Genomic DNA, 11755 nt, shown 5'->3' with positions numbered 1-11755 from the left:
TGAACTTCAGAATACCTGGAATGAACTAACTGCTTCAGTCAACCAAATCACTCTTATTGATTTGAAAAGTATTATAAAGGGATTTATTTAAATAATTTGTGGGTAGCATAAAAAAAAATTTTTCTTATAATGTCATTTTAACAATAACCCAAGTCATTGTTCCTATGATCATGTATGCATATGTATCAAGAGTTATTATGCCATATGGAGTAGGTGTGGTTTCTTTTGTGGAAAATATCTGCAGATACATTATGCTGATAGCAGCTCTCGGAATCCCTATTTACGGAATTAGAGAAATAGCAAAGAAAAAAAATGAAAATCAGAATGCGATTTTTAGTGAATTAGTTTCAATACATATTTACAGCAGTTTACTGTTGGTATTGGTTTATATTGTGATGATTTATCTTATACCGCAGCTTAGCGTAAATAAAAATATGTTCCTTACGGGGATTTCTCTCGTTATTTGTAATGTATTAGCCTTAGAATGGTTTTATCAGGGAAATGAAAACTTTAAATATATAACCGTCAGAACTGTTATTGTAAGATTATTTTCTTTGCTTCTGGTTTTTATTTTTGTAAAAAGTCTGCAGGATTATTATTTGTTTTTTGTGATTTTATGTGGATCAAGTGTTGTAAATGGTATTGTAAATTTTATGTATTCAAGAAAATACGTGAAATTCACACTCATTTGGCAATGGAATCGTTTAAACAAGCACATTAAGCCGCTGTTATTAATATTTGCTTCCACTGCAGCAATAAGTATATATGTTTTACTGGATTCTGTTATTTTAGGATTCATTTCTTCTAAAGATGCGGTAGGGTATTATTCATTAGGACTGAGGGTAAGTAAAGCTCCTATAATTTTAGTTACGGCATTAGGTGCTGTATTAATCCCGAAACTATCCCAGGCACATACTTCAGGTGATGATGTTTATTTTAACAGACTTATTCAAAAATCTTTTGATTTTGTTGGGATTGTTGCTTTCCCGATAATCATTTCCATGATAGCTTTATCTAATGAAATCATAATTATTTTTGCCGGTGAAAAATTTCTGCCTGCACAAACTTCTTTTTGCATTTTATGTATTGCTATTTATATTATTGGGGTTTCTAATATATTGGGTATGCAGATGTTAACCACAACAGGTAGAGATATTCTAATGACAAAATCTGTCTTTTTCGGACTTATCTGCAGTATTGTTTTAAATATTATTTTAATACCTCATCTTAATGAAATAGGTGCTGCTATTGCAAATTTAGTTTCGGAACTTTGTGTTACCTCTGTTATGTTTTATTTTGTATACAGAAGCTTTCAGCTGAATATCAATTACAGAATCACACTACTTTCTCTGCTTTGTTCCTTACCAATTCTGGGAATTATATATTTTACAAATAGTATGACTGATTCATTGATTGCAAAATTAGCATTTGCCGGTATTTCAATTGCTGTTTATCAGTTTTTTATTCAATATTACATTATTAAAGAAGAAAACTTTATAACATTTACATCAAAAATTATTAAAAGATATGCAAAAATATGATTATTTAATAGTAGGTTCCGGGTTATTTGGAGCTGTTTTTGCCCATGAAGCCAATAAAAGAGGGAAGAAATGCCTGATAATAGATAAAAGGAGTCATCCCGGCGGAAATATTTATTGTGAAGAGATTGAAGGAATCAATGTTCACAAATACGGAGCTCATATTTTTCATACCAATGATAAAGGAATCTGGGATTATGTAAATCAATTTGCAGAATTCAATCGTTATACAAATTCTCCGGTGGCTAATTATAATGGAAAATTATATAATTTACCTTTTAATATGAACACATTCTATCAAATGTGGGGTACAAAAACCCCGGCTGAAGCTTGGGCAAGAATTGAAGAACAAAAAGCAGAATCAGGAATTAAAAACCCTCAAAATCTTGAAGAACAGGCTATTTCTTTGGTAGGAAAAGATATTTATGAAACCCTGATAAAAGAATATACCGAAAAACAATGGGGAAGAAAAGCTATAGACCTTCCTGCTTTTATTATAAAAAGGCTACCGGTGCGTTTTACATTCGATAATAATTATTTTAACGATAAATATCAGGGTATTCCTGTAGGAGGATATAATAAGATCATTGATGGCTTATTGGAAGGGATAGAAGTAAAATTAAATGTAGACTTTTTTGAAGATCGGGAGTATTGGGGAAATGTTGCCGAAAATCTAGTGTTTACCGGAAAAATAGATGAGTATTACGATTATAGTTACGGGAAACTGGAATACAGAAGTTTACGATTTGAAAATAAAATTTTGGATGAAGAAAATTTTCAGGGCAATGCAGTTGTTAATTATACCTCAAATAATGAAGCTTACACAAGGATAATAGAACATAAGCATTTTGAATTTGGCACACAGCCCAAAACAGTAATTACCTACGAATATCCCGATGAATGGAGTGAAGGAAAAGAATCTTATTATCCGATTAATGATGACACAAATTCCGAATTATATAGAAAATATAAGGAGCTTGCAGAAAAAGACAATAAAGTAATTTTTGGTGGAAGATTAGCAGAGTATAAGTATTATGATATGCACCAGGTAATCGGCTCAGCTTTAACTAAGGTAAAAAAAATATTACAGTAAATGATACAGATTATTAGCCCTTCAAAATTAACAACAGGAGGAACGGAATTACTTCATCAGCTTAATTATGAATTGGAAAAATTAGGAGCTGATGTAGGGATGTCTTATTATGATAAAGAGAATAAATCATTTGTTGAAATAGACATTAATCCTAATTTTAAGAAATACAGTGTTATAAAAAGTAAATCAGTAAAACTGACTGATTCAGCAGATACTGTGATTGTAGTTCCTGAAACCATGCTGAAGCATATTTCTAAGATTACAAATGCCAAAATTTATGTATGGTGGCTGTCAGTTGATAACTATAAGGTTAATCTTAATCTTGATTATCTGAAAGATTATGGATTAAAATCATTTATTTATGAATTTAAAAAAGCATTAACAATTACTCCAATTTCGAAATTAAGAATACATAAGCATTTGGTTCAATCTAAATACGCTCAAGAGTTTTTAGCCAGCCAGTCAGTAAAATCAGAATATTTAAGTGATTACATCAATACTGACTTTTCTAATGTTGATTCTGAAATTAAGAAGTCGGATATAATTTGTTATAATCCTGCAAAAGGGAAAAACGTGACAAAAAGAATTATTGATTTCTATAAAAATAGAAATTTAAAAGTACGTTTTGTACCAATTGTCAAGATGAATCAAAAACAGGTAGCCGAAACCCTGCGAAGTGCTAAGATATACATTGATTTCGGATGGCATCCGGGAAAAGACAGAATACCGAGAGAAGCAAGATTACAGGATTGTGTTATTATTACAGGAAGTAGAGGCTCTGCAAAAAATGAAGAAGATGTAAGAATTCCTCAAAAATATAAATTTGATGAGAAATCTCCGGATTTCTTAAAAAATATAGATTTGATAATTATGGATGTAATGAATAATTTTGATCAAAATTTGAATTCGCAAAATAAATATAAAGAAGCGATTAATAACGAAAGAAATATCTTTGAAAAAGAAGTTAAAAGGTTTTATAAAGAAGTTATAAATAACCAATTATGATATACAGTGTTATCGTTCTTTATAACCCCGAAAGTAATAATAAAGCGAATATAGAAGCTTTATTATTGCAGTCGGATAAACTTGTTGTCATAGATAATTCCACAAGAAAGCTGCCGGAAGAAATATCAGATATAATAAATGGAAATTCTAAGATTGTTTATTTAAGCAATAATGGAAACATAGGACTTTCTTTGGCACTTAATAAAGGAATCAAAAAAGCTTTGGAATATAAGGATTGTGATTATATAGCATTGTTTGATCAGGATTCCTTAATACAAAAAGATTTTTTTCTGCCTATGATAGAAGCGGTTGAAAATAGATCTGGTGTTATAGCAGCCTCACCCGAAGTTGTAGATATGAGAACATTAGAAGGCAATAAAGACGCAGATAATACAAAAGTATATGAGGTTCCTGTAATTATTACTTCCGGATCATTCTATAAGCGCAATGCCTTTGAAAAAATAGGGTTAATGGACGAAACCCTTTTTATTGATTACATTGATTATGAATGGTGTTTCAGAGCAAGGGATAAAGGGTATAAATTAATTAGAGTTCCAGACTCCAAGCTTCTTCATAATATGGGTGAAAAAGTGGTAAAATTTCTTTTTATAGAAAAACCTTATCATACAAATGGCATAAGACATTTTTATATTTTCAGGAATCAGATTTATATGTTTAAACGGGCATATATCCCTTTCGGTTGGAAAGCGGTACAATTATTTAAATGCATGTACAGAATTCCAAGTTATATTTTACTCTCACCCCAGCCGTTGCAGACTGCAAAACATATAATAAAAGGAATAAAAGCCGGATTTAGCAAAGAAGGCAGAAACTATAGGTATGACAAAATTTGAGCTACACTTTTATATACTGATAACTTATCTTTCTTATTTACTTTTATTAGCCGTATTTCATAGTAAAATAAGAAAAGCTGCATTTATTCCTGCGGTCATTTTTTTTATTTGTTCTTTGTTGCTCAGAATGTATGTTCCCATAGAAAAAAATGCAGATTATGAAGGATATGTTAATTTTACGTTCCAAAATTACCACTTTGAACTAAAATCAATTTTCAGCGAACCTTATTTCCCCTTGATATTAAACGCAATGTTTAAGTATACACAAGACTGGAAACAAGCTTTAAATGCGGTCTATTTCATTAATTTTTTATCAAGCTCGGTTTTTTACATCTGGTTTGCATACCGAAGGGATGTAAAATATTGGATCAAAATTTTATTCTTTGCATTTTCCTACATCTTGTTTACATATACAGTTTTAAGAAATTCACCTGCTTATTTCTTGTTTGGCTTTTTAATTTTTTATTTGCTCTTAGGCAGAAGATTCTGGGCCGGTTATTTCGGCTTCTTAACGCATATTAGTTCACTTCCTGCGCTGGCTGCTACCTTTTTAGGCTTTGGTAAACCCACTTATAAACAGTTTTTCCTTATTCTCTTGGGAGCCATAACCTTTTCAGGATTATTAAGTCTCTCCTATTTTGCCCATATAACAGCCAAATTAGATACATATACAGATCCAAGTATAGCTGAAAAATATGGAGTAAATATTTTCCATAAGATATACTTTGTTATGATTATAGGGCTTACTCTCTTAATTTATAAAAATAGAAAAACTGCAATATATAATAACTTTTATTGTGCAATTTTTCTTATCTATCTAATCTTATATTTTTTGAATCCGGTAATGGCATATAGGTTTTCTTATTATATTATTATTTATCTTGCAGTTTACCCTTTTTACGGAAAGTTAAAGTATGACAAAATTTTGAACATAGTATTTAGTATTGTACTGGTTTTTTTATTTTATAACGTTTTTTATAGCAGCCATATTGATTTAAAATTATTAAAATGAAAACAGTAAAAGTCTTATTAGCCAGTTACAACGGAGAAAAATACATAGAAGAACAAATAGATACTATTCTGAAGCAACAGGGAGTAGTATTGGATATTATTCTTAGCGACGATAAAAGTACAGATAAGACGCTTGAAATTGTCAAGGAAAAATATCCTCAAATAAAAGTTTCGCAGAATAGTCCGGGGACTGGCTCTGCAGCAAAAAATTTCCTGAAAATGGTATCCGGATTGGATTTTAATGAAAACTTTGAATATGTTTCATTTGCAGATCAGGATGATATCTGGATGCCGGAAAAAATCATAAAGGCAATAGAGTTAGCCCAGAAGAATAATGCGGAATTATATTGTTCAAATCTTACCAAATGGGATACTTCCAATAATTCATTTACTGAGCTCAAAAAAGATTTTCCTCAGAAAAAATTTGATTTTTTATTTGAAGGCGGAAGTGCAGGATGTACTTATGTTTTTACAAGGAATTTTGCTGAAGATTTAAAAAACTTTTTAAAAACACTTGATTCTACAAATTGGAAAGGATTTTCGCACGATTGGTTAGTGTACTTTTTTGCAAGATCAAAGAATTACAAAGTGGTTATTGATAATAATTCATACATACATTATCGCCTGCATCAGGAAAATGTTCATGGCCATCTCAACAAATTATCTTGGAGAACAATAAGAGAAAAATCTTCAGAAGTATTTAATGGATATTACCAGAATCACATTAAAAATTATATTCAGTATCTTGATAAAAATTCAGAGGCTTATTTAATCTGTCAGCAATTTCTGAAGGGCTATATTTCAAGAAATAAAGTTATATTAAAATATAACACACAATTGATGAGAGATAAAAAAAAGTTTCTCATTTTTGTAATATTAAATTTATTAAAGTTTTAATTGCCTTTGCATATATGTATAAGCACTTTTTCAAACGTATTTTTGATTTCTTGGCTTCGCTCCTTGGATTACTTATCCTCCTGCCGATATTTGTATTTATAACTGTCGGATTATATATTGTAAATAATGGGAAGCCATTTTTTTTTCAGGCAAGACCGGGTTTAAATGGGAAGATTTTTAAGATTATCAAGTTTAAAACAATGACCGACAGGAAAGATGCAAATGGCATTTTATTACCTGATGTGGAACGCTTAACACCTATCGGAGTATTTGTGAGAAAGGCTTCTTTAGATGAAATTCCGCAGTTGATTAATGTATTGAAAGGAGATATGTCACTCATCGGGCCACGTCCCTTGTTGCCGGAATATTTACCTTTGTATAATAAATTTCAGGCAAGACGTCACGAAGTAAGGCCGGGAATTACAGGATGGGCACAGGTAAATGGAAGAAACTCAATTTCATGGCAAAAGAAATTTGAGTATGATGTATGGTATGTTGATCATTTTACACTTTTGCTTGATCTGAAAATAATTTTTCTTACACTTAAAAAAGTTTTAATGAAAGAAGGAATATCTGCAGACGGACATGTAACAATTGAACCTTTTAAAGGAACTTAACGTATAAAATATGTATTTATTTGGTGCCAGTGGTCATGGAAAAGTAATTGCAGATATTGCTTTATCTAATAATATTATTGTCGAAGCTTTTATAGATCATGATGTTCATAAAAAAGAATGTTATGGCTTGCCTGTGTTAAACACTTTACCAAAAGATGGCAATCAAGTAATTATTTCAATAGGAAATAATTTTATAAGAAAAAAACTGTCAATAGAGTTTGAAGGTCATACTTTTGCAAAATTAGTTCATAAGAATACAATAATATCTCCAACCGTTTCTATTGCACCAGGTACAGTAATAATGGGTGGCGTAACGATTAACGCAGATAGTACAATTGGTAAGCATAGTATTATCAATACAAATGCTTCTGTTGATCATGAATGTATAATAGAAGATTTTGTTCATATTTCACCGAATGCCTCGCTAGCAGGAAATGTATATATCGGAGAAGGGTCGCATGTTGGCATAGGAGCAATTGTAATTCAGAATGTTAAAATAGGAAAATGGTGTATAATCGGTGCTGGTGCAGTTATTTTAAAAAATGTTCCTGATTATTCTGTAGTTGTCGGAAATCCCGGAAGAATAATTAAAAGACACATAATAGATAAAAATATTTAAATGAACTCAAAAATCTGGCTCTCCTCACCGCATATGGGAGGTAACGAGCAAAAATATATCAATGAAGCTTTTGCTGAAAACTGGGTGGCGCCTTTGGGGCCTAATGTAGATGGTTTTGAAGAAGACCTGGAAAAATTTTTAGGAGAAGATGTTAAGGTGGCCGCCTTATCCGCAGGAACCGCAGCGCTTCATCTCGCTTTGATCCAGTGTGGAGTAGGACCGGGTGACGAGGTGATCTGCCAGTCGATGACTTTTTCAGCATCTGCCAACCCGATTGCCTATTGCGGGGCAACACCCGTTTTTGTAGACAGCGAGCCGGAAACATGGAATATGTGTCCTGCAGGGTTAAGGCAGGCGATCGGAGATCGGATTAAAAAAGGAAAAAAGCCTAAAGCAATTATTGTGGTTCACTTGTATGGTATGCCTGCAAAAATGGACGGAATAATGTCTATCGCCAGGGAATTTGATATTGAAGTAATTGAAGACGCAGCAGAAGCATTGGGATCAGTCTACAAGGGCCAGATGTGCGGAACTTTCGGACGGTTCGGGATTTTAAGTTTCAACGGCAATAAAATCATTACCACTTCAGGTGGCGGAGCCATGGTATGCAATACCTCTGAAGACAAAATCCAGACAGTTTTTCTTTCTACCCAGGCGAGAGATCAGGCACCGCATTACCAGCATTCTCAGATTGGCTTCAATTACAGGATGAGTAATATTGTTGCAGGAATCGGAAGAGGGCAGATGGAAGTTTTAAAAGATCGTGTGGAAGCAAGAAGAAACATGCATCAAATGTATGTGGATCTTTTTAAAGATATTGATGGAGTAACTGTGTTTTCAGAACCTTCAGAGGATTTTTATTCCAATCACTGGCTATCTGCAATTGTGGTTGATCCTCAGGTTACCGGAAAAACAAGGGAAGAGCTGAGAATGGCATTTCTTGAAGATAACATAGAATCAAGGCCGTTGTGGAAGCCGATGCACATGCAGCCGGTTTTTGAAAATGCACCATTCTACGGCGGAGGCACTTCAGAAAAACTATTTAATGATGGCTTATGTCTCCCTTCCGGATCCAATCTCAGAGAAGATGAAAAGGAAAGGATTGCAAATGTAATTAAAATGTTTTTTGGAAAATAATTCTACTAAATGAATCATTACAGGTATTGGAAGGTGGTTTTAGACTGTATTCTGTCAGTAGTACTGATTGTACTTTTTTTACCGTTAATGATTTTATTATTCATCATTGTAAGCATTGATACCAGGTCTAATGGTATTTTCTGCCAGAGAAGGGTGGGGCAGTTTGGAAAGACCTTTATCATTTATAAATTTAAAACCCTTAAAGAACCGGAAAAAGAAAGTTCAGCAACCGGTTTGCTGCTCAGAAAGCTGAAACTTGACGAGTTGCCGCAGCTGTTTAATATTCTGAAGGGAGAAATGAGTTTTGTAGGCCCGCGTCCTGATATCGAAGGTTACTATGATAGGTTAACCGGAGCAGAACGGAAGGTTTTGGATTTAAAACCCGGAATCACATCTGAAGCCAGTATCAAATACAGCAATGAGGAAGCATTATTAAAAGCACAGGAAAATCCTTTACAGTACAATGATGAAGTTCTTTTTCCGGATAAAGTACATATGAGCCTCCGGTATCTGGAAAATATGTCGTTTTCTGAAGATGTAAAAATTTTAGCAAAAACGGTCCTTAAAATTTTTATACAATAAAGTATTTACAAGAGTCAATAATTCACTATGAAAATAAAAGAAACCCCTTTAAAAGACTGTTACATCATCGAGCCTACGATTTTCGAGGATGACAGAGGTTATTTTTTTGAGAAATTCAATGAAAAAAAGTTTGAGGAATTAACGGGAATGAACGGACATTTCGTTCAGGATAATATTTCCAAATCTTCTTATGGCGTTCTTCGGGGCCTTCACCTGCAGAAAGGGGAGCATGCCCAGGCAAAGCTGGTTTCCTGTCTGGAAGGAAGAGTATGGGACGTTGCCGTAGACTTAAGGGAAGATTCCCCGACGTTCGGAAAATGGTTCGGTGTTGAGCTTACCGCAGAAAATAAAGTCCAGCTCTACATTCCAAGAGGTTTCGGACATGGTTTTTCCGTGCTGAGTGAAACTGCTGTGTTTGCTTATAAGTGTGATAACTTTTATAATAAAGAATCGGAAGGAAGCGTTAAATACAACGACGAAGATCTGAATATCGACTGGAAAATTGGAAATGATGAGGCAATATTGTCTGAAAAAGATGAAAATGCCCCGGGCTTTAAAGACAGGAATTTTTAACAGCATACGTAAAACCACTTTTAAAGTGGTTTTATTTTTTGATCCAGACTCTTCAATATTTTGTATCTTTGCAAACTCAAAATCAAAAAGATGCGAACAAAATCTGTAGGTAAAAAGAAAATCAATGTAGTAACTCTTGGATGCTCCAAGAATGTCTATGATTCCGAAGTCCTCATGAGCCAGCTTAAAGCCAACGGTAAAGAAGTGGTACATGAAGACCGGGGGGATATTGTTGTGATCAATACCTGCGGATTTATTGATAATGCCAAAGAAGAATCCATTAACACAATTCTGGATTATGTGGAAGCAAAAAACAGGGGCGAAGTAGAAAAAGTATTCGTAACGGGATGTCTTTCAGAACGGTATAAGCCGGATCTGATCAGGGAAATTCCGGATGTAGACCAGTATTTCGGAACCCGGGACCTGCCGATTTTGTTAAAGCACCTGGGTGCAGATTACAAGCATGAGCTGGTAGGCGAAAGGATGACCACAACACCTAAACATTACGCGTATCTTAAAATTTCTGAAGGCTGTGACAGGCCGTGTTCATTCTGTGCCATTCCGCTGATGAGAGGGGGACACGTTTCCACCCCTATTGAAAAACTGGTCCTCGAGGCTCAGAAATTAGCCAAAAAAGGAACCAAGGAACTGATTTTAATTGCCCAGGATCTTACCTATTACGGTCTTGATATTTATAAAAGAAGAGCATTGGGAGATCTTCTGAAAGAACTCGTTAAGATTGACGGAATTGAATGGATCCGACTTCACTATGCTTTCCCAAGCGGCTTTCCGGAAGATGTCCTGGATATTATCCGTGAGGAACCTAAAGTCTGTAATTACATAGATATTCCGCTTCAGCATATCAATTCAGATCTGCTTAAATCAATGAAGAGAGGGACCACCCATGAAAAAACAAATGCCCTGCTCAGCAAATTCAGGGAGAAAGTTCCTGATATGGCGGTACGGACTACGCTGATTGTAGGCTATCCCGGAGAAACCGAAGAGATTTTCCAGGAGCTGAAAGACTGGGTGAGGGAACAGAAGTTTGACAGGCTCGGATGCTTTACCTATTCTCATGAAGAAAATACCGGAGCCCATGTGCTGGAAGATAATATCCCTCAGGAAGTCAAAGAAGCAAGGGTAGAAGAGATCATGGAAATCCAGTCACAGATTTCGTGGGAAAAAAACCAGGAAAAAATAGGAAATATCTACAGATGTATATTTGACAGGAAAGAAGGGAACTATTTTATCGGAAGAACGGAATATGATTCTCCAGATGTTGATAATACCGTTTTGGTTTCCGCAGAAGATACTTACATTTCAATCGGTGAATTTGCCCAGGTAAAAATTACTTCCGCAGAGGAATTTGACCTTTATGGAGAACTGGTTTAACCGTTCAGGATCCCAGTTTTTATTTGATGCTGCTGCTTGCCATGGTCTAATATGAAAAGACAATTGAGTACTAAAGGTTTCAGTAATCTATTAATACATATTCGAAAAGTCTACATTAAGTAGATTTCTACATAATATAGACCGATGATTTTTTCATCGGTTTTTTTGCAGACTTATTTGAACGGTAATGGAGCAATGTGTGCTGTTAATCAATTGATTATGGAGATTAATTAAGCGAAAAATAATATAAAAATAGTAGAGATAGTTAATTTTGTTAACTTTTTAACATGTATTTTAACGCTTTTTAACAATAGTATCTATTCTATTAAATATCAGTAACTTAAAATGAAAATTAACAAAATATTTAGTTTTCGTTAACTATAATTAACAATTGAAATAGGCCGGTAGGAACTTTCCTGATACATTTGCCCAGTCAA

The 11755-nt window shown here is 33.8% G+C and carries 12 protein-coding genes; all 12 read left to right on the top strand.

Annotated features, from left to right (window positions below; translation table 11 throughout):
- The first annotated feature begins 98 nt into the window (after positions 1–98).
- On the top strand, positions 99–1541 hold the full coding sequence (locus tag ASE55_RS14320) for a flippase (RefSeq protein ID WP_082474564.1): 1443 nt from the start codon (positions 99–101) through the stop codon (positions 1539–1541).
- A complete protein-coding gene (gene glf, locus ASE55_RS14315) occupies positions 1528–2631 on the top strand; it encodes a UDP-galactopyranose mutase (RefSeq protein ID WP_056220995.1) in 1104 nt (367 codons plus the stop codon). Before ASE55_RS14320 ends, glf begins: the two co-directional genes overlap by 14 nt.
- A complete protein-coding gene (locus ASE55_RS14310) occupies positions 2632–3636 on the top strand; it encodes a hypothetical protein (RefSeq protein WP_056220991.1) in 1005 nt (334 codons plus the stop codon).
- Positions 3633–4490: a glycosyltransferase family 2 protein gene (locus ASE55_RS14305; RefSeq protein ID WP_056220987.1), complete on the top strand. Its 858-nt coding sequence runs from the start codon at positions 3633–3635 to the stop codon at positions 4488–4490. Before ASE55_RS14310 ends, ASE55_RS14305 begins: the two co-directional genes overlap by 4 nt.
- Positions 4477–5502 (top strand): hypothetical protein, encoded by a 1026-nt coding sequence (locus tag ASE55_RS14300; RefSeq protein ID WP_128414583.1) that lies wholly within the window; start codon positions 4477–4479, stop codon positions 5500–5502. The genes ASE55_RS14305 and ASE55_RS14300 overlap by 14 nt, the downstream gene beginning before the upstream one ends.
- Entirely contained in the window at positions 5499–6398 is a 900-nt protein-coding gene (locus tag ASE55_RS14295; RefSeq protein WP_056220982.1) for a glycosyltransferase, read from the top strand. The genes ASE55_RS14300 and ASE55_RS14295 overlap by 4 nt, the downstream gene beginning before the upstream one ends.
- A gap of 14 nt (positions 6399–6412) precedes the next feature.
- Positions 6413–7015 carry a sugar transferase gene (locus ASE55_RS14290; RefSeq protein ID WP_056220979.1) on the top strand — a complete coding sequence of 201 codons (603 nt, stop codon included), beginning with the start codon at positions 6413–6415 and terminating at the stop codon, positions 7013–7015.
- A 10-nt stretch (positions 7016–7025) separates the two neighbouring features.
- A complete protein-coding gene (locus ASE55_RS20170; RefSeq protein WP_056220976.1) occupies positions 7026–7634 on the top strand; it encodes an acetyltransferase in 609 nt (202 codons plus the stop codon).
- On the top strand, positions 7635–8771 hold the full coding sequence (locus ASE55_RS14280) for an aminotransferase class I/II-fold pyridoxal phosphate-dependent enzyme (RefSeq protein ID WP_056220973.1): 1137 nt from the start codon (positions 7635–7637) through the stop codon (positions 8769–8771).
- 9 nt (positions 8772–8780) lie between these two features.
- A complete protein-coding gene (locus ASE55_RS14275) occupies positions 8781–9353 on the top strand; it encodes a sugar transferase (protein ID WP_056220970.1) in 573 nt (190 codons plus the stop codon).
- A gap of 27 nt (positions 9354–9380) precedes the next feature.
- Positions 9381–9926 carry a dTDP-4-dehydrorhamnose 3,5-epimerase gene (gene rfbC, locus ASE55_RS14270; protein WP_056220967.1) on the top strand — a complete coding sequence of 182 codons (546 nt, stop codon included), beginning with the start codon at positions 9381–9383 and terminating at the stop codon, positions 9924–9926.
- Positions 9927–10016: 90 nt separating this feature from the next.
- Positions 10017–11318: a 30S ribosomal protein S12 methylthiotransferase RimO gene (gene rimO, locus ASE55_RS14265; RefSeq protein ID WP_056220964.1), complete on the top strand. Its 1302-nt coding sequence runs from the start codon at positions 10017–10019 to the stop codon at positions 11316–11318.
- The last annotated feature ends 437 nt before the right edge of the window (positions 11319–11755 follow it).

It is taken from the genome of Chryseobacterium sp. Leaf201, assembly GCF_001421435.1.
Classification (GTDB): domain Bacteria; phylum Bacteroidota; class Bacteroidia; order Flavobacteriales; family Weeksellaceae; genus Chryseobacterium.
The sequence above is the reverse complement of the archived record's forward strand: the minus strand, read 5'-3'. Positions and strand labels throughout refer to the sequence as shown.